Origin of the sequence: Sphingobium sp. YBL2, from assembly GCF_000943805.1 — a bacterium.
Lineage (GTDB): Bacteria > Pseudomonadota > Alphaproteobacteria > Sphingomonadales > Sphingomonadaceae > Sphingobium > Sphingobium fuliginis.
The window spans coordinates 3,696,292-3,714,329 of the sequence record NZ_CP010954.1 but is presented as its reverse complement, the minus strand read 5'-3'; the positions used below and the strand labels follow the sequence as shown (position 1 = coordinate 3,714,329).

Genomic DNA, 18,038 nt, shown 5'->3' with positions numbered 1-18,038 from the left:
CATGCGTTGTGTTCTGCCCCTGCTGCTGTTGCTCGCCGCCTGCGCGCCTTCGGGTGAGGCGAGGCGTGATGGGAGCGATTGGCCGGGCTATGGTGGGATCGATGAGAACCACTATAGTCCGCTTACCGAGATCAACGACGGCAATGTCGGCAAGCTGAAGCTCGCCTGGTATCATGACATCAGCGGCGGCGGGTCGAGCCTTTCCGCGCCCATCGCGGTGAACGGCATCCTCTATTACGCCTCGGGCTATAGCGTCATCCATGCGCTGGATGCCTCGACCGGGCGGGAACTGTGGACCTACGACCCGCAAAGCTGGAAGGTCGCCGGGCAGAAGATGCGCGCCGCCTGGGGCATTCGCGGCATCGCCTATGATAATGGCATGGTCTTCACCGGGACCATCGACGGGCGGCTGATCGCGATCAACGCCCGATCCGGCCATCCCGTCTGGACCGCGCAGACCATCGGCAAGGATGACGAGCGCTACGTCACCGGCGCGCCCTGGGTGTTCAAGGGGAAGGTCATCATCGGCCATGGCGGCGCGGACTTCGCGCCGATCCGGGGCTATGTGACCGCCTATGACCAGAAGACGGGGAAGCAGCTCTGGCGCTTCCATACCGTGCCGGGCGATCCCAAGCTGGGGTTCGAGAACAAGGCGATGGCGATGGCTGCCCGGACGTGGACCGGCCAGTGGTGGAAATATGGCGGTGGCGGGACGGCATGGAACGCCATGGCCTACGACCCCAAATATAACCGCATCTATATCGGGGTCGGCAATGGTTCTCCGTGGAATCAGAAGATCCGCTCGCCGGGTGGCGGGGATAATCTCTTCCTCTGCTCCATCGTCGCGCTGGACGCGGATACCGGCGAATATGTCTGGCACTATCAGACCAATCCCGGCGAGACATGGGACTTCAACAGCGCGATGGACATCGAGCTGGCCCGGCTCAAGATCGGCGGGAAAGAGCGCGACGTGCTAATGCACGCGCCGAAAAACGGCTTCTTCTATGTGATCGACCGGGAGACGGGGAAGCTGATCTCCGCCCGCAATATCGTGCCGGTCAATTGGGCCAGCGGCATCGACGTCAAGAGCGGGCGGCCCGTCGAGAATCCGGCGGCGCGCTATCCGGGCGGCAAGGCGGCGATCGTCTACCCCTCCCCCTTCGGCGCGCATAATATCGAGGCGATGTCGTTCAATCCGGGGACGGGGCTGGTCTACATCCCGACCATGGATCAGGGGCGGGTCTATATCGATCCGGCCGAGCCGTTGCAGGGCTGGAAGCATCTGGACGGCCAGCGGATCAGCGTCGGCACGGGCGCGCCGCCTGCGGGCGTGGCGCCGGACCGGCCCGCGACCAGCTTCCTGCTGGCCTGGAATCCGGTGACGCAGAGCGAGGCATGGCGCGTGCCCATGCCCGGCATCAGAGGCGGCGGCGGCACGGCGACCACGGCGGGCAATCTGCTGTTCCAGGGCAATGCGGCTGGCAGGTTCATGGCCTATGCGGCGAACAGCGGCAGGCCGCTCTGGTCCTTCGACGCGCAGACGGCGGTGATGGCGCAGCCGATCACCTACAGAGCGCGTGGGCGGCAATATGTGACGGTGATCGCCGGTTCCCGCTTCCCCAGCGCCACCGGCATGGGGCGGGAATGGAATTATCGCACGCAGCAATGGCGCGTCCTCACCTTCTCGCTCGATGGCAAGGCCAGCCTGCCGCCCGTCCAGCCCGTGGAAACGCCGGTGATCGACATGCCGGATTTCGCCGTCGATCCTGCCAAGGCCGCCATCGGCGCGGGCGTGTTCGGTCAGCGTTGTTCCATCTGCCACGGCGCCAATGCCGTGTCGGGCGGCGCAGCCCCTGACCTGCTGCAATCGGGCGTGCCGGTCGACAAGGCCAGTTTCGAGCAGGTGCTGCACAAGGGCATTTTGCGCGAGCGGGGCATGCCGCGCTTCGAAGAACTGACCGACGCAGAGATCGAAGGTCTTCAACATTATTTCCGCCAACGCGCTCGTGAAGTGCTGGCTGCGCAAGCCGCAGGCAAGCCGGGCGCCCAGACACATAGAGGCTTGAATGAAGGTCAATGACGTCGTCACCTATGAGGTGGACGGTCCCATCGCGGTCATCACGGTCAATTCGCCGCCGGTGAACGCGCTCTCCAACGCCGTGCGGCAGGGCGTCGCGGGCGCGGTGCAGACAGCCATCGGGGATAACGGCGTGGGCGCCATGGTGCTGATCTGCGAGGGGCGCACCTTCTTCGCCGGGGCGGACATCACCGAATTCGGCAAGCCGCAGGTCGAACCCTCGCTGCGCAACCTGCAACTGATCGTGGAGAATGCGACCAAACCGGTGATCGCCGCGATCCATGGCACGGCGCTGGGCGGCGGGCTGGAGCTGGCGCTGGTGGCGCATTATCGCATCGCCGTGCCTTCGGCCAAATGCGGGTTGCCGGAGGTCAATCTGGGCCTGCTGCCCGGTGCTGGCGGCACGCAGCGTCTGCCGCGCATTGTCGGGGTGGAAAAGGCGCTCGACCTCATCACGTCCGGCGCGCCGGTCGGCGCGAGGGCCGCGAAGGAGATGGGGCTGGTCGATGAACTGGCGGCGGAAGGCAATCTGCGCGCTGACGCCATCGGCTTCGCCCAGCGCCTTCTGGACGAGGGGCGCCCGCTGCTCAAGGTCCGGGACCGTAGCGAGAAACTGGACGAAGCGCGCGGCAAGCCGGAAATCTTCGCGGACTTCCGCAAGGCCAATGCGAAGAAATTCCGGGGCTTCAAGGCGCCGGAGCATATCATCCGCTGCATCGAGGCCGCGCTGGAGAAGCCCTTTGACGAAGGCATGGCCTATGAGCGCGAACTGTTCAATGAGCTTCAGGCCGACAGCCAGTCCGCCGCCCAGCGCCATGTCTTTTTCGCGGAGCGGCAGGCGGCCAAGATCGTGGGGCTTGCCGCCGACACGCCGACCCTGCCCATCGCCAAGGTGGGGGTGATCGGCGCGGGCACCATGGGCGGCGGCATTGCGATGAACTTCGCCAATGTCGGCATCCCCGTGACCATCGTCGAGGCGAAGCAGGAAACGCTCGACCGCGGCCTCAAGATCATTCGCGGCAATTATGAAACCACCGCGAAGAAGGGCAGGATGAAGCCCGAGGATGTCGAAACCCGCATGGGCCTGCTGACCGGATCGGTGGCGATGGAGGATTTGGCCGACTGCGACCTGATCATCGAGGCGGTGTTCGAAAATCTCGACGTGAAGCGGGAGGTTTTCGGCAAGCTCGACAGGATCGCCAGGCCCGGCGCGATCCTGGCTACCAACACCAGCTATCTCGACATTGACGACATCGCCGCCGCTACGTCCCGGCCGGAAAGCGTGGTCGGGCTGCACTTCTTCTCGCCCGCCAATGTGATGAAGCTGCTGGAGGTGGTGCGCACCAAGGACACCAGGCCCGAGATCATCGTGACCGCGATGAAGCTCGCCAAGACCATCGGCAAGATCGGCGTGCTGGTGGGCAATGGCTTCGGCTTTGTCGGGAACCGCATCCTTGCGGCGCGGAATGCACAGGCGGACCGACTGGTGCTGGAGGGCGCGACACCCTGGGCGGTGGACAAGGTGCTGTATGACTTCGGCTTTGCCATGGGGCATTTCCAGATGCGCGATCTGGTGGGGCTGGATGTCGGCTGGAACCGCGAGGCGACCAGTTCCGCCAATGTGCGGGAAATCCTCAACGAGATGGGCCGCCATGGGCAGAAGACGAAGGGCGGCTATTATGATTATGACGAGAACCGCAGGCAAACGCCCTCCACCGTCGCCATGCAGGTCATCGAGGACTTCGCCGCAAAACAGGGCATTGCCCGGCGCGCGGTGAGCGACGAGGAAATCCACGACCGCATCCTGTTCGCCATGGTGAATGAGGGGGCGCGGATTCTGGACGAAGGCATCGCATCGCGGGCGTCGGACATCGATATTGTCTGGATCACGGGTTATGGCTGGCCGAAATATCGTGGCGGGCCGATGTTCTGGGCTGATTTGCAGGGTCTGCCGGTCGTTCTCGAAAAACTGAAGGCGCTGGAGGCCGCGCATGGCGAGGCGTTCAGCTCCTCCCCGTTGATCGAGCGGCTGGTGGCTGAGGGCAAGGGGTTCAAGGACGCATGATCAGAGGAGACCGCATCGCCATCACCGGAGTCGGTGAAACCCCCTTCCTGCGCAAGGGCGAGGAGGGCGTCATGAAGATGATGACCCGCGCCAGTCTGGCGGCGATTGCCGATGCGGGCCTGACGCCCAAGGACATAGACGGCTATATCTCCAACAAATATGCGGGGCATGGGTCGGACGAGGTCGCCTTTGCCATCGGCGCAGGGGAGAAGCGTTTCTGCGCCACCACCGACAGCGTGGGCGGCACGGCGACGTCGGGGCAGGCGCTGCAACTGGCGCAGATGGCGATCGAGGCGGGTCTGGCCCGGCATGTGCTGGTGCCCTATGCGATCCAGTCGACCAAGCCGGGCGGCGTCTATGGCTTCCATGCGCGCGAACCGCAAAAGGCGGGGATCGAAATGCCGGTCGGCTTCTTCGGCCAGCCCACCTATTTCGCGACCATGGCTAACCGCTATGCCCATGAATATGGCATGACGGAGGAGGAGCAGGCATCCATCCCCATGACCTATCGCGCCTGGGCGGTGCTGACGCCGGGCGCGCAGCGGCGCGATCCGATGGACCTCGAAGCCTATCGCCAGTCGCCCATGATCTCGACGCCTTTGCGGGCGGCGGATTGCTGCCTCACCACCGATGGCGGCGGCGCCTATGTGGTGAGCGCCATTGAGGAAGCGCGGGATATGCCGCATCCGGTTGTGAGCGTGCAGGGGCTGGGGCTGGGCTTCAACAACTGGCCGCAGGGGGTGCTGTTCACCCAGACGCCCTGCACCTACGACTTTCCCGGCGAGGTTTCCGCGAAGCTCGCCTATGCCATGGCGGGCTGCGATCCCAAGGATCTGGACCTCGCGCAGATTTATGACGGCTTCACCATCTCCGCGCTGGTGCAGACGGAGATGCTGGGCCTGTGCGAGCGGGGCGAAGGGCCGCGCTTCTATGCGGCGGGACATGGGATGCCGGGCGGGCGGATGCCGATCAACACCAGCGGCGGGCACATGTCGGGCGGCTATGTGCCGGGCATGAACCTGCTGATCGAGGCCGTTCGGCAGTTGCGCGGGCAAGAGGGCGAACGGCAGGTGCCGGACGCGAAGCTCTGCGCCGTCGCAGGGCTTGGCGGCAACAATCATTCCACCACCATATTGGCGCGGAGCTGATCCATGGGCATTCCTATTTATCCCCCCAAGATCGAAGATCCGCTGTTCCAGGGCTATTATGACGGGCTGGAAGCGGGCGAACTGCGCATCACCGCCGACGCCGGGACGGGGGAATGGATATGGTATCCGCCCGAGGTCATTCCCGGAAAGCCCGACGCCGTGCTGGAATGGCGGCCGGTTTCGCCGGAGGGCAGCGCTTACACCTTCACCACCGTGATCCGCAGCCTGCTGCCCGGGGATCATAAGGCGGAGGTGCCCTTCACCGTCGTTCTGTTCGAGCCGGACGATGCGCCGGGCGTGCGGGTGCCGGGGCTGCTGGTTGGCGCTGAAGGCGTGGAACCGCGCTGCGGGATGCGGTTGAGGTTCCAGCCCGTGCAGGCGGGGGATCACAAGATCGCCGGCTTTGCGCCTGTGGGGGTGATGAAGGAATGACGAAACGATTCTCCGACCTCTCCCCCGTTCGCCCTGAGCTTGTCGAAGGGCTTCACTTCTCTTCACGAAAGAAAGGGGCTTCGACAGGCTCAGCCCGAACGGGGAGAGGTGGTGATAAATTATCCAAACTCTCTCTGACACGGCGGGAAATTCTATTGGGCGGGGCAAGCATCACTCTCGCCAGTTGCGCGCCATCCGCTGGGATAGGACGCGCCACACCGCCAAAGCCCTTCACCCTCACCGATTTCACCCTCGTCCGAGATGGCCTCGATGCTCCCGAAGGCATAGCGAGCAGCCCCGATGGCCGCCTGTTCATCTCCAATGGCGGTGGCGCCATCGGCGTGCTGGAGCGGGATGGCGCATTGCGGCAGATCGGTCAGGCTCTCGCGCCCAATGGCGTGGCGGTCGACCGGGAGGGCCGCGTCATCGTCGCCAATATGGGCCTGCTCAACAAGGGGCCGGGGCCATTGCAGCGGATCGATGTCGCGACGGGAACGGTCGAGACGCTGGTGTCGGAACTGGAGGGGCGGCAGTTGGTCGCCTCCAACGGTCCGGCGACGGCGCGCAATGGCGACATTTACTGCACGCACAGCAGTTGGGGGCCTATCGGCAATATCGGCACGACCACGCCCGCCGGCTTCATCTACAGGGTCGCGCCCGATGGCAAGGCCGCCATCGTCGCGCGCGCTCTGCGGGGGGTGAACGGTCTCTGCCTCGATCGTGAGGAGCGCTTTGTTTATGCATCGCTGACCGCTGAAGGGCGCATAAGGCGCTGGCGGCGGCAGGCGGACGGATCGCTCATCGATCCGCAGGATTATGGGCCGCAATTGGGTGTCGTGATCGCGGACCATCAGGCGAAGGACATTCGCGCTATGGCGGCGGCTGAGCGCGCGGATCTGGGTTATTGCGACGGCATCGCTTTCGATGCGGCGGGCAATCTTTGGGTGACGCTGCCCTTCGCCAATCGGATCGTTGCGATCACGCCGGATGGGCGGAAGGTGGATATTGTCCATGATCCCGAAGGCAGAATGCTCTCCAGCCCGACCAATCTTTGCTGGGGCGGAGCGGATTTGCGCGACCTTTACGTCGTCTCGCGGGCAAGCGGCGTGGTGGTGAAGGCGCGGACGGATATTGCGGGCCTGCCGTTGGCGAACTGGCCTGCGGCTTAAAGCGACATACTTCCGCAAAGGCAGGAGCACGTCGCTCTGTCGGGAAGCTTAGCTCGCCAGCTCGATCACGATCTTGCCCTGCACCTTCCGGTCCATCATCCAGCGGATCGCCTCACAGCTTTCCTCGAAGGAGAAGCGCTTGCTGACTTCGGGGCGCAGGCCGCCCTCCTCATACCAGCGATAGAGCTGCGCCATATTTTCCGCATGGATGTCCGGTTCGACGCGACTGTGCACTCCCCAGGTCACGCCGATGATGGCCGCCGTCTTCACCAGCGGCAGGTTGAGCGGGATTGCCGGGATCGTCCCCGCCGCGAAGCCCACGACCAGATAGCGCCCGTCCCAGCCCATGGTGCGAAAGGCGGGTTCCGCCAGCGCGCCGCCGACCGGATCGAAGATCACATCGACGCCGCGTTCGCCCGTCAGGGCCTTCACCGCCTGCTTGAGATCGTCCTGCGCATAGTTAACCGTCTCGTCAGCGCCATGGGCGCGGGCAAGGGCGAGCTTCTCCTCCGTCGAGGCGGCGGCGATCACATGCGCGCCCATCCGCTTGCCGACCTCGACCGCCGCGAGGCCGACGCCGCCCGCAGCGCCCAGCACCAGCAGCGTCTCGCCCGGCTGCAACCGGCCGCGCTGGCGCAAGCCGTGGAGCGCCGTCGCATAGACCATGGTGAAGCCCGCCGCCACGTCGAACCCCATCCCCTCCGGGATCATGGCGGTACGGAAAGCAGGCGCTATCGCAAATTCAGCGAAGGCGCCTTCGAAGGGGATGGTCGCCACCCTGTCCCCGATGCGAAAGCCGGTGACGCCCTCCCCCAATGCATCGATGATGCCCGCCGCCTCGCTGCCCGGAATGAAGGGCAAAGGGGGCTGCCTCTGGTACAGGTTCTGGATCATCAGCGCGTCGGGGAAATTGACGCTGGCGGCCTTCACCCGGAAGCGGATTTCGCCCGCCTTCGGTTCCGGAACGGGCACATCCGCGAAATGCAGTTCTTCCGGCGGCCCATGATGTTCGCACAGCAGCGCCCGCATCGGTCAGTTCCCCAGGAACTGTTGGCGCATCTTGTAATAATCGTCGCTCGGATATTTCTCGCTATGCTGCCCCGCCGGCCATTGCGCATAGGGGATTTCCGACGGGAAAGCGGGCGAGGTGTAATCCGACAGGCCGCGGCGGCGGATGATCTTCCACACACCGTTGCGCCGTTCCAGATCGTCGAGATAGCGGCCCTGGAAGAAGACATCCTCCTCGCCCATGCCATCCTTCCGGTCGCGGCGATGCTGCGCGAAATAATAGCATTCGGAGAAGGCCTTATCCCCCTTCACCTCGACCGAGACGTTCGAGATATGGTGGCAGGCATATTTGAGCCCCGAGATGATCTTGAAGGCGAAACCCACGAAATCGGAGGATTTGCCTTCGAACTTCCCATGTTTATGCGTCGATTCCGGCCAGAAGAGCGAGCGCAGCAAGGCCTCGTCCGCCCGGTCGTTGGATCGGGCATAGGCATGGAGCAATTCAGTGATCGCATGCCTGGATTCGATCACATCCAGACGCTCGGCCATGCTCATCGGCTTGCCTTTCCCTTTTGCGGGTGCGGCCGAAGCCTGACCCACCGCGGCCAGTCCGAAAGGAACGGCCAGCATGGCGGCCAGCGTGCCGCGACGGTTCTGCTCCATGCTCATTCTCCCGGAATTTCCAGCAGGCCCGGCTCCGCCTTGAGCCGGGGCAGCACTTCCTTCTCGAACAGGCGCAGGCTGCGCCAGGAGACTTCGGGGTCCAGCCCGCCCAGCAGCGCGTGGAACGTGACCGCCGTGCCGCGTCCCAGATCCTTGAGATAAGCGAAACATTCGTCCGGCGTCAGCAGCTTGATATTGGGCATGGCCTTCAGCCCTTCGATCGTTTCGGCCGCGCTGTAGCGGGTCTGGCCGGTGCCGCGTTCCTGCGCCCACTGCGCATAGGTGTTGGTCGCATAGGCGACATGCGGCGCCACCAGCGGCCAGTCGCGGTCCGGATCGTCCGAGACGTAGAGGAAGCTGGCGGCGGGCTTGCGCAGCTCCTCCGGCGGTCCGAAGCCGGCCTTTGCCCGCTCCTCCTTGTAGAGCGTGAAGAGGTCCGGATGGCCGGGGAAATATTGATAGCCGCCCTTGGCCGCACGGATGGCGGACTTGTCGGTCGAGCCGCCCATGTAGATTTTCGGGCCGCCCGGCGTGGCGGGCGCGGGCGTCACGCGGACGGTGCGGCCGCGAAATTCGAAGGGCTCGCCGGTCCAGGCGTTCTTCAGCGTCGCCATCGCCTCATTCATGATGGCGAGCCGCTTGCCGATGTCGCGGTCGAACATCTCGAATTCATGCGGGCGATAGCCCATGCCCGCCGTGAGCCAGATGCGGCCCGGCGCGATATTGTCGAGCACGGCGAGGTCTTCGGCCAGGCGCAGCGGATCGTGCATCGTCACCACCAGGGCGGAAAGATGCGCGACGATATTCTGTGTAGCGCCAAGGATCGAAGCGGCCTGGATCATGGAGGACGGGCAATAGCCGCCCTCCGCGCCATGATGTTCGGCCAGGAAGACCTGGGTGAAGCCAAGCCCGTCGGCCCATTGCGCCTGCTCGATCGCGGTGCGGTACAGCAGCGGATGCGGCGCGCCGAAATCCGGGCGGTTCATGTCGTAGCGAAGGTTGAGTTGCACCTTGGCGATTCCTCTCTTTATCGTGTCAGGCGGCGGAGACGCGGGACTGGATGCGGCCCTTCACATCCGCAGCCTGCATCGCCCTGCCGCTGTCGATCAGCGCGTCGATCTCGGCATCCGAATAGCCGATCTCGCCCAATATCTGCCGCGTATGTTCGCCGAGGCGCGGGGCGGAGCCTTTGGCAAGGCCCGGCGTGCGGCTGAAATGCATGAAGCTGCCGAACTGGCGGACATGGCCATACATGGAGTCGAAATTCTCGATCACGCGGTTGCTGGCCGTCGCCCACTCCTGCCAGAGTGCCTCCCGGACCCAGCTCGTTTCGCGGGCGATCTCGCTCGGCGCGCCGGCCGCTTCCAGCAGGGCGTGGGCGTCTGCGCTGCTCTTGTCCGCGAAAAAGGGCTTCAGCGCGTCCAGCAGCGCCGCGTCGTTGGCGGACCGGTCGCGGGGCGTGGCGAAGCGGGGATCGGCAAGCCATTGCTCCTGCCCCACGGCCTTGGCGAGCGCGGCGAAACGTTCGTCCGAACGGCAGGAGATGCAGAGCCAGCCGTCAGCGGTCCGGTAAATCCGGTCGAGCGCGTTGAAGCCCGCCTGTTCCTTGTCCAGCCGGAAGCCGTAGACGACCTTCCTGTCGGCATCGAGGAAATGTTCGGACGTGGTCCACAGGCTGGAATGAAGCTGCGGGATTTCCATATAATCGCCCCGGCCGGTGACGGCGCGATGTTCAAGGCCCATCAAAATGCCCGCCGCGCCGAGGAAACCGTTATTATAATCCTCATTGCCGAACACGGCGCGGGTCGGCGGATTGCCTTCGCCGCCGCCCTCATAGAGCAGGCCGGTCCAGCCCGACACCAGCGGCGCAAAGCTCTTGAGCAGCGACTTCGGCCCCCGGGAGCCGTAGCCGGGCAGATAGACGTAGAGCAGGCGCGGGTTGAGCTTCGACAGCGCCTCATAGCCGATGCCGAGCTTGTCCGCCTTGCCGGGGCGAAGGTTGTGCGTGACGACATCGGCCGTCGCCACCAGCTTCAATGCCGCTTCGAGCGCTTCGGGATGTTTGAGGTTGAGCACGATGTCGCGCTTGCCGCGTTGGGCGGCGTCGAAACAGTCGGGCAGCGGGCGCATCTGGTCGCCGCCGGGGGTCTCCACCTTGATGACGTCGGCGCCAAGGTCGGACAGCAGACGACCGCCATAGCCGACCGCGAAGAAGGAGGAGAAGTCGACCACCTTGATGCCTTCCAGCGGCCGGTCGAGCGGCTTGCCGTCGGCGGCGAGCGCGGTGCGGCGGCGGGCGATCAGGTCCGTCAGCGCTTCATTGTCCGCGCCCACTTCCGGCGCGGGACGGGGCGCGGCGGCGGGGGCATTGGCCATGCGCACGGCGGGCGCAGCCTGGTAGATGGTGCCGAAATCCTTGTCCGGCATCGATATGCGCTGGCCGACAAACTCCACCTGTTCGTCCAGCAGCACTTCGGCGGGCTCCAGCACCGGCAGCGCCGCCACGTCCGCCGCCTGGAACATGGTGATCCATTCGGCGCGCGGCCGGGTCTTGAAGGCGTCGAAAATCTCGACGCGGGCGATATGATATTCCTCGTCGGTCAGCGGCACCGACATTTCCGGCGCGGTCACGGTCTGGATACGGTCGCCAAAGCCCAGCACGTCCATCGCCGCCTTGAAGCCGCCCTGCCCGCCGGTATGCATCTGGAGATAAAGGCCGTCCGCACATTCGAACATGCCCGTCACCAGCCGGGTCTTGCCGAAACGGTCCACCGCGCCGGAATCGCCCGCCTTGATGTAGCTGATCCCCTCTTCCTGCCACCAGTTGTTCATCGGTGACTGGGCCAGCATGGCGTCGAGCAGGGATGCCTCCACCTGCTGCCCCTTGCCGATATGGCGGCGGGCGCGGATGGCCGACAGCGCGCCGATCACGCCGAGGAAGGCCTGCCCATAATGCAGCGCCGGATGGCCGAGATAGACCGGGCCGGGGCGGAAGCTGCTGGAGCGGTCGATCATCGTCCCGAGCAGCGCGGCAGCGAGGGATTCGCCATGGGGCCGATCGGCAAAGGGCGTGTCCGAACCATAAGCGGTGAGCGCGCAGACCACCAGTTCGGGGAAATCGCGTCCCAGGCTTTCACTGTCGAGGCCGAGGGCGGCCGCATCCTTCTCTTCCAGCGCGTGGATGAAGATGTCCGCGCCTTGCAGCAGGCCGCGCAACGCCTGGAGGCCGCCGGCTTCCCGCACATCCAGTTCGACGCTGCGCTTCGACCGGTCCCAGGCCTTGCGGCTGAGGTCGTGGGCGAAGAAGGCGCCGCCTTTCGGCTCCACCTTCAAAACGTCGGCGCCATGGTCCGCCAGCAGCATGGCGGCAATGGCGACAGGCATTTGGTCCGCCAGTTCAATGACGGTCAGATGATCCAGGGGACCGGGCATCTCATCACTCCTATGGCGGGCGCGGCCCGCTGCCTTTTTTTGCGGAATTATCTTATGGCTTCACATCGTCCGACGGATCGAAAAATGATCTTTGATGCAGAAAACACCAGTTCGGCCCCAAGCGCAAGTAATTTTGCACCATGGGTTCAAATTCATTCCGCCGCCCTGTCCTTCGCCATGCGCGACGGGTCGTAGCGGGGCCGGTCCATCTGGAAACTGTCGCCATTGCGGACATACCAGCCGCTGCCATGGGTCCGGCCGATCAGCTTCATCGCGGGCGTGTCGAAATAGACCCGTTCCCGGTCGGTGATGAACTCGTCGCGGATATGGGCCATCAGGATTTCGCCGATGACCACCGTCTGCATCGCGCCGATGTCCATCGCGGCGACCTTGCGGCATTCGAAGCTGACCGGGCTGGTGGCGATGCGCGGCGACGCGACCAGCTCCGACGGCGCGGTCTGGATGCCGGCATAGTCGATCTCGCTGACGTCGGCGGGCGCGTCGACGCTGCAGAGGTTCATCCTTTCGGCGTCCGCCTCGCAGACGAGGTTCACGACGAACTCGCCCGTCGCGATGATGTTGGACGCGGTGTTCTTCAGCCCCCGGGACACCGGTTCCTTCAGCAGCCCCAGCGCAACCAGCGGCGGCTCGGTGCCTACGCAGTTGAAGAAGCTGTAGGGTGCGGCATTCACGATGCCTTCGGCGGATTGGCTGGTGATCCAGGCGATCGGGCGCGGCGTGATGGTCGAATTGACGATCTTGTACCGCGTGACCATCGGAAGGGCGCGCATGTCGAACTGCATGGGTCGGACCCTCCGTTATTCCGCGGCCCTGGCGGCGGCTTTCGCGGCGGCGCGCGCCTTGAAGCGTTCGCGGGCGCGGGGCACTTCCTCGCCCGCCTGGCAGATGTGGCAATAGGCCAGTTCCAGCGCGTGGGCCGTCGCCAGATCGCCGCTTTCCGCCTGCTGGAGCAGCCGCTTGGTCAGTTCGACGGCATGGCGATTGCCGTCACCGATCGTCCGGCCGAGCGCCAGAGCCTCCTCCACCGCGCTGCCCGGCTTCACCACGCGGCTGACGAGGCCGAGCGACAGCGCCTCCGCCGCATCCAGCGTCCGCCCCGAAAAGACGATCTCCGCCGCCCGGGCCCGGCCCAGTTGCCTGGTCAGGAACCAGGCCGCGCCGCCATCGGGAACGAGGCCGAATTCCAGGAAGGGCGCGCCGAAACGGGCATTGTCCGCCGCGAAGATCATGTCGCAGGCCATGGCGAGGCTCCACGACACGCCGAACGCGCCGCCCTCCACCGCCGCGACCGTTGGAATGGGCAGCGCTCGCAAGCGGCCGATGATCCGCTGTCCCATTTCCAGCCGCGCCGCCAGCGCCAGCGCGCCTTCCCCCCTTGCGGGCGGCAGCTTCACGTCGCCGCCATTGCTGAAATAATCCTCCGCCCCGCTGATGATGAGCAAACGCGCGGGCGTCGCATTCTCAAGCGCGTCGAGCGCGGCGGAAAACTGCTCCCACATGGCGAAGGACACGGTGTTCTTCGCGCGGGGCCGGTTGAGGACGATATGCGCGATCCCCTGATCCTCAGACAAGAGCAGCAATTCGGGGGTTTCGCTCACCGCGTTCATCTCTCTCGCTCTCCATTCCCGCCCTTTCGCCAGGGGCAGGAACTGACTAGCCGACAGCGCGCGACTCTTCAAGTAAATTTGCATCCATGTGCAAATTCATGCCGCCACCTTGGGACGCTGGGGCATCGGCAGGGCGTCCATGCCGCGGTCGGATATGTCCTTGATCAGCGCCTCCACATCCTTGCGGGCCGCGCCCTTCAGCGCGCCCAGCAAGGATGTCAGATAGCTTCCGACCAGCCGCACGATGATCTGGTCGTCGGGAATCCGCCCCTGCGCCCAGTCGTTGATCGTCGCATATTCGAATCGCACCAGATCCTCGACCAGCTTGTCGACCTCGACCCAGGGCTGGAGCTGCTTCTTCGCCTCCAGCACCTCGATCCACTGGCGGTTATGGTGGACCGCGGGCGAATGCATCGCCGCCCAGATGTCATGGTCGACATCGGAACTGAAATAGAGCGCCATGATCGCCTTGATATAATTGCGGATCTTCCGGTTCCGCTGCACGACGGAGATCATGCGCTCCAGATTGTGCTGCATCGTGCCGGGTTCGCTGGAATAGGCGATGCGGCTCACATATTCGTCGAAATATTCCTGAATCGCCGACGCGATCATCCGTTCGCGAGTCTGGAAGGCGTTGTAGAGGGTTCGCTTGGCAACGCCGGCGCGCTGGCCGATCTCATTCATGCTGAGCGCGGCAATGCCCTGTTCAGCGATAACCTTCCGGGTTTCCTCCAAAATCCGGCGGCGGCGCTCGATAATCGCCGGACTGGAATAGGTCTGCGGCCGCTCTCCGCCTTCCTTCAATTCTTCGTTCGCTTTACTCGCCAAGATCGCTCGCCTTCATTGCCCAACACTCATCCCAAGTGCCGGGATCATAGCGGGATTGGATGATGGTGCAAATTCATCGTCTTCATGACGCATGAACCCCGCCCCGCCCGAAGGCGAAGCGGGGCTGCCATGCGCCCGTAAAGCGGGTGGGGCCTGCATCCGCGTCACTTGCCCTTGGGCGCGGTTTCGCGCGCGCGCTGACGGATATAGTGCCGTAGCCCCTCCAGTTCCGCGTCGCTCAACTGCGCGAAGGACCCCATGCCCCGCGACATCAGGGCACCGTCATGCACCACCGACCTGAAGGTTTCAGCGTCCAGCGGCACGCCCGACTTGCGCAGGTCCGGCGCCGCGCCGCCCGCGACCATGCCCGAGCCATGGCAGATGATGCAGCTGCTGTTGTAGATGCCCGCCCCCACTTTCGCCTTGTCGGCGTCCACCACGAAGGCTGGATCGTCCTGGATCGGTTCGTCCACGGGATCGACCCTGGGCAGCTTCCGGGCCCCGCCGATGGTGAAGGTCAGCAATCGCCGCTGCTGCTGGCGATAATCCCAATTGGGCGAATTGGCGAAGCTGCTGCGGAAGCCGGTGATGACGCTGACATATTGCCGGCCGCCGACCGAATAGCTGATCGGCGCGGAAAGTATGCCGTTCTGCGCCGGCCAGGACCAGAGCTTGCGCCCCGTCGTCGCGGAAAAGGCGTTGAACATGCCGTCATTGGTGCCCTGGAACACCAGATTGCCCGCCGTCGCCAGCGTGCCGCCGTTGAACACGCCCGGCTGGGGCACGGACCAGGCGATCCTGTTGTTGGCGACGTCATAGGCGACCAGCTTGCTCGTCGCGGCGGGCGGGACGAGGTTGGCGGGCGGAGCCCCCAGGCCGGTATTCACCATCATGCCGGGCTTGTACGTCCAGCCCTTCACATTGGCCGGATCGACGAAGACCCGGCCGCCCTCCATCACCGGGATATAGCTGTAGCCCGTCTTCGGGCTGAACGACATGGCCTGTATGCCGTGCGCGCCATTGGGGAAGGGGTACATCATGAACGGCTTGCCGTCGGGATATTGCGCCTCCGGGTTGATCTCCGGCCGCCCCGTCACGGGATCGATGCGCTTGGCCCAATTCTGCCTGGCGAACTCGCCCGCCTGGATGAACTTGCCGGTTTCGCGGTCGATGGCATAGAAGAAGCCGTTCTTCGGCGCGTGCAGCAGCACGGACCGCATCCGGCCGCCGATCATGACATCGGCCAGTTCGATGTCCATGGCGTCGTTCCAGTCATGGCTGTTTTCAGGATTGACCTGATAGTGCCAGACATATTCGCCGGTCTTCACGTCCAGCGCGACGATGGAGGAGAGGTAGAGATTGTCGCCGCCGCCGGGGCTGCGGATCTTGATGTTCCACGGAAAGCCGTTGCCGGTGCCGATATAGATGCGGTCATATTTTGCGTCATAGGCCATGGCGTGCCAGACGGAGCCGCCCCCGCCCCATTTCCACCATTCGCCACTCCAGGTCTTGGCGGCTGCCTCCATCGCCTTGTTCTCGAAACCCTTGGCCGGATCGCCGGGCACGACATACCAGCGCCAGGCTTTCTTGCCGGTCTTGATGTCATAGGCGGTGACATAGCCACGCGTCGGACTGTAGTCCGCGCCCCCGAAGCCGATCACCACCTTGTCGCCGGCGACCCATGGCGGGCCGGTGATATAGCCGCCCTCCGCCTCGTCCAGCGTCTTGACCGACCAGCGCGGCTTGCCCGTCCCGGCGTCTATCGCGATCAGGCGGCCTTCGCGGGTGGCGGTGAAGACGGTGCCGTCCTTATAGGCGATGCCCCGCGTGCCCCATCCCGCGCGCATCCGCCATTTGGCTTCCGGTTGACTGGCGACGTCGGGATCATATTGCCATAGCAGCTTGCCGGTTCGCGCATCGACCGCGTGAACGACGCTGAGTCCTACCGCGAAATAGATGACGCCATTGACGGCCAGAGGCTGGGTATAGCTGTCGAAACTGTCGACATCATAGGACCAGGCAAGGCCGAGCTTTCCGACATTCTGCTCCCGGATCTGCGCGAGCGGGCTGTAATGCTGTTCCTTGTCGTCGCCGCCGAAGCTGGACCAGTTGGCCCCGGCCGGAGACGCGCTCTCCGCCGAGCGGGAAACCACCCCCGTGGAGAGCGCGAGCAGCGCGGCGCCCGCCGCCATGACCGTAAAACCTGCCTTCCTCATCGATCTCCCATCCTCCGTCGGGGCGCCCAAATGCCGCCTTTTATTGCACCATCGTGCAATATTGTGCCGTTGTCAACGCGACTCAGCGATTGACAGGACGGAATTTCCCCATTTAATATTGCACCAAAGATCATATTTAGGAGAAGGACGTGCGCCGCAGCGCCCCGTCATGACCGTCCGGATCGCAAGCCAGGGCCGCGTCGGCATCGTGACGCTCGATCAGCCCGGACGGGCGAACGCCTTCACCATGGCCATGCGGGAGGAAATCTGGCGCGCCTTCGACGATCTGGCGGAGGATGAGGATGTCCGCGCCGTCATCCTGACGGGCGCGAACGGGCAATATTGCTCCGGCGCGGATACCGGCGACATGGGCCATCAGGGCACGGCCGCCTTCCTGCGCCGGATGCGCTGGCTGCACCGGATGGTGAAGGCGGTCGCCGGCATCCGCAAGCCGGTGATCGCGGCGGTGGACGGCGCCTGCGTAGGCGCCGGCTGGAGCCTGGCGCTGGCCTGCGACATCGTCATCGCCACGCCGCAAGCGCGCTTCTGCCAGAGCTTTGCGCGGATCGGATATGTGCCGGACGCAGGCGCCGTGTGGCAGCTCAGCCGGTTGGTCGGGCCGATGCGCGCCAAGGAAATCGTCTATTCCGCCCGCATGGTCGACGCGCAGGAGGCTTTGCGGCTGGGGCTGGTGCTGGAACTGGTGGAAAGCGAAGCGCTGATGGCGCGTGCGCTGGAACTGGGGGCATCCCTGGCCGAGGGGCCTACGCTGGCGATCGGCATGGCGAAGCGGCAGTTCGAGGCCGCGCCGGGCCTGTCGCTGGATCAATATCTGGAACTGGAATTCGCCATGCAGCCGCTGATGGCGACGACGCAGGACCATTGGGAAGGCTTGGCGGCTGCGCGGGAGAAACGGCCGCCGCATTTCGGGGGCTCATGAAACCGATGCCGCAAGCCGCCTGCCCGCAACGGCCGCTTCCCCTTCCCGATCCGCTTTCGGAACCCTTCTGGGCTGCGGCGCGGCGGCACGAGCTGCATATGCAGAAATGCGACGCCTGCGGCTGGATGGCCTATCCGCCGGAGGTCGCCTGCCGGAACTGCGGCGGCGCCGGTTTGGGCTTCACGCCGCTATCGGGACGCGCGACGCTGCATAGCTGGACCGTGCTGCACGACCCGCCCTCGCCCGGCTTTCGCGACCGGCTGCCCGTCATCCTGGCGGTGGTCGAACTGGAGGAGCAGGCGCGCCTGTTGATGAGCGGCAACCTTGTGGACATCGCCGCCGATGCGCTGCGCATCGGCCTCCCCCTCGAAGCGCGGTTCGAGGATGTGACCAAGGACTGCACGCTGGTGCAGTTCGGCCCGGCGCGCTGAC

15 protein-coding genes are annotated in these 18,038 nt (G+C 64.9%); 7 read left to right on the top strand and 8 right to left on the bottom strand.

Annotated features, from left to right (window positions below; translation table 11 throughout):
• Position 1: 1 nt before the first annotated feature.
• From TZ53_RS17080 to TZ53_RS17060, 5 genes are all read left to right on the top strand, one after another.
• Positions 2 to 2,080, top strand: a complete 2,079-nt coding sequence (locus tag TZ53_RS17080) for a PQQ-dependent dehydrogenase, methanol/ethanol family (protein ID WP_044662064.1) — start codon at positions 2 to 4, stop codon at positions 2,078 to 2,080.
• Positions 2,067 to 4,142, top strand: a complete 2,076-nt coding sequence (locus tag TZ53_RS17075) for a 3-hydroxyacyl-CoA dehydrogenase NAD-binding domain-containing protein (RefSeq protein WP_044662063.1) — start codon at positions 2,067 to 2,069, stop codon at positions 4,140 to 4,142. Before TZ53_RS17080 ends, TZ53_RS17075 begins: the two co-directional genes overlap by 14 nt.
• The gene (locus TZ53_RS17070; RefSeq protein ID WP_229742537.1) at positions 4,139 to 5,290 is read left to right on the top strand and encodes a thiolase family protein; all 1,152 of its coding nucleotides are present in this window, start codon (positions 4,139 to 4,141) and stop codon (positions 5,288 to 5,290) included. The genes TZ53_RS17075 and TZ53_RS17070 overlap by 4 nt, the downstream gene beginning before the upstream one ends.
• 3 nt (positions 5,291 to 5,293) lie before the next feature.
• Positions 5,294 to 5,722: a Zn-ribbon domain-containing OB-fold protein gene (locus TZ53_RS17065; protein WP_044662062.1), complete on the top strand. Its 429-nt coding sequence runs from the start codon at positions 5,294 to 5,296 to the stop codon at positions 5,720 to 5,722.
• 155 nt (positions 5,723 to 5,877) lie between these two features.
• Positions 5,878 to 6,891 carry an SMP-30/gluconolactonase/LRE family protein gene (locus TZ53_RS17060; protein ID WP_229742539.1) on the top strand — a complete coding sequence of 338 codons (1,014 nt, stop codon included), beginning with the start codon at positions 5,878 to 5,880 and terminating at the stop codon, positions 6,889 to 6,891.
• Positions 6,892 to 6,939: 48 nt separating this feature from the next.
• Here TZ53_RS17060 and TZ53_RS17055 read toward each other — a convergent pair whose 3' ends face one another.
• The 8 genes from TZ53_RS17055 to TZ53_RS17020 all read right to left on the bottom strand — a co-directional run bounded on the left by TZ53_RS17055 (position 6,940) and on the right by TZ53_RS17020 (position 16,666).
• Positions 6,940 to 7,920: an NADPH:quinone oxidoreductase family protein gene (locus TZ53_RS17055; RefSeq protein WP_044662061.1), complete on the bottom strand. Its 981-nt coding sequence runs from the start codon at positions 7,918 to 7,920 to the stop codon at positions 6,940 to 6,942.
• A 3-nt stretch (positions 7,921 to 7,923) separates the two neighbouring features.
• Entirely contained in the window at positions 7,924 to 8,562 is a 639-nt protein-coding gene (locus tag TZ53_RS17050; RefSeq protein ID WP_044662060.1) for a nuclear transport factor 2 family protein, read from the bottom strand.
• Between the two features lie 2 nt (positions 8,563 to 8,564).
• Entirely contained in the window at positions 8,565 to 9,572 is a 1,008-nt protein-coding gene (locus tag TZ53_RS17045) for an LLM class flavin-dependent oxidoreductase (protein ID WP_025548101.1), read from the bottom strand.
• A gap of 25 nt (positions 9,573 to 9,597) precedes the next feature.
• Positions 9,598 to 11,994, bottom strand: a complete 2,397-nt coding sequence (locus tag TZ53_RS17040) for a CaiB/BaiF CoA-transferase family protein (protein WP_044662059.1) — start codon at positions 11,992 to 11,994, stop codon at positions 9,598 to 9,600.
• A gap of 152 nt (positions 11,995 to 12,146) precedes the next feature.
• Positions 12,147 to 12,797, bottom strand: a complete 651-nt coding sequence (locus TZ53_RS17035) for a flavin reductase family protein (protein ID WP_044662058.1) — start codon at positions 12,795 to 12,797, stop codon at positions 12,147 to 12,149.
• Positions 12,798 to 12,812: 15 nt separating this feature from the next.
• On the bottom strand, positions 12,813 to 13,622 hold the full coding sequence (locus tag TZ53_RS17030) for an enoyl-CoA hydratase/isomerase family protein (protein ID WP_044662057.1): 810 nt from the start codon (positions 13,620 to 13,622) through the stop codon (positions 12,813 to 12,815).
• Positions 13,623 to 13,718: 96 nt separating this feature from the next.
• Entirely contained in the window at positions 13,719 to 14,450 is a 732-nt protein-coding gene (locus TZ53_RS17025; RefSeq protein WP_025548094.1) for a TetR/AcrR family transcriptional regulator, read from the bottom strand.
• Between the two features lie 164 nt (positions 14,451 to 14,614).
• Entirely contained in the window at positions 14,615 to 16,666 is a 2,052-nt protein-coding gene (locus TZ53_RS17020) for a PQQ-dependent dehydrogenase, methanol/ethanol family (protein WP_371873084.1), read from the bottom strand.
• A gap of 169 nt (positions 16,667 to 16,835) precedes the next feature.
• Between TZ53_RS17020 and TZ53_RS17015 the strand changes: the two genes are divergently transcribed.
• Both TZ53_RS17015 and TZ53_RS17010 read left to right on the top strand, forming a co-directional pair.
• Complete coding sequence (locus TZ53_RS17015; RefSeq protein WP_044662055.1) at positions 16,836 to 17,606, top strand: enoyl-CoA hydratase/isomerase family protein; 771 nt, start codon at positions 16,836 to 16,838, stop codon at positions 17,604 to 17,606.
• Positions 17,603 to 18,037, top strand: coding sequence for a Zn-ribbon domain-containing OB-fold protein (locus TZ53_RS17010; RefSeq protein ID WP_044662054.1), 435 nt, complete (start codon positions 17,603 to 17,605; stop codon positions 18,035 to 18,037). The genes TZ53_RS17015 and TZ53_RS17010 overlap by 4 nt, the downstream gene beginning before the upstream one ends.
• Position 18,038: the final 1 nt, after the last annotated feature.

Bases quoted from the DNA above. Each gene is read 5' to 3' on its own strand.
- TZ53_RS17050 (WP_044662060.1), bottom strand. From the start codon at position 8,562: ATGGAGCAGAACCGTCGCGGCACGCTGGCCGCCATGCTGGCCGTTCCT.
- TZ53_RS17055 (WP_044662061.1), bottom strand. From the start codon at position 7,920: ATGCGGGCGCTGCTGTGCGAACATCATGGGCCGCCGGAAGAACTGCAT.
- TZ53_RS17065 (WP_044662062.1), top strand. From the start codon at position 5,294: ATGGGCATTCCTATTTATCCCCCCAAGATCGAAGATCCGCTGTTCCAG.
- TZ53_RS17015 (WP_044662055.1), top strand. From the start codon at position 16,836: ATGACCGTCCGGATCGCAAGCCAGGGCCGCGTCGGCATCGTGACGCTC.
- TZ53_RS17010 (WP_044662054.1), top strand. From the start codon at position 17,603: ATGAAACCGATGCCGCAAGCCGCCTGCCCGCAACGGCCGCTTCCCCTT.
- TZ53_RS17020 (WP_371873084.1), bottom strand. From the start codon at position 16,666: ATGAGGAAGGCAGGTTTTACGGTCATGGCGGCGGGCGCCGCGCTGCTC.
- TZ53_RS17030 (WP_044662057.1), bottom strand. From the start codon at position 13,622: ATGAACGCGGTGAGCGAAACCCCCGAATTGCTGCTCTTGTCTGAGGAT.
- TZ53_RS17040 (WP_044662059.1), bottom strand. From the start codon at position 11,994: ATGCCCGGTCCCCTGGATCATCTGACCGTCATTGAACTGGCGGACCAA.
- TZ53_RS17035 (WP_044662058.1), bottom strand. From the start codon at position 12,797: ATGCAGTTCGACATGCGCGCCCTTCCGATGGTCACGCGGTACAAGATC.
- TZ53_RS17075 (WP_044662063.1), top strand. From the start codon at position 2,067: ATGAAGGTCAATGACGTCGTCACCTATGAGGTGGACGGTCCCATCGCG.
- TZ53_RS17080 (WP_044662064.1), top strand. From the start codon at position 2: ATGCGTTGTGTTCTGCCCCTGCTGCTGTTGCTCGCCGCCTGCGCGCCT.
- TZ53_RS17070 (WP_229742537.1), top strand. From the start codon at position 4,139: ATGATCAGAGGAGACCGCATCGCCATCACCGGAGTCGGTGAAACCCCC.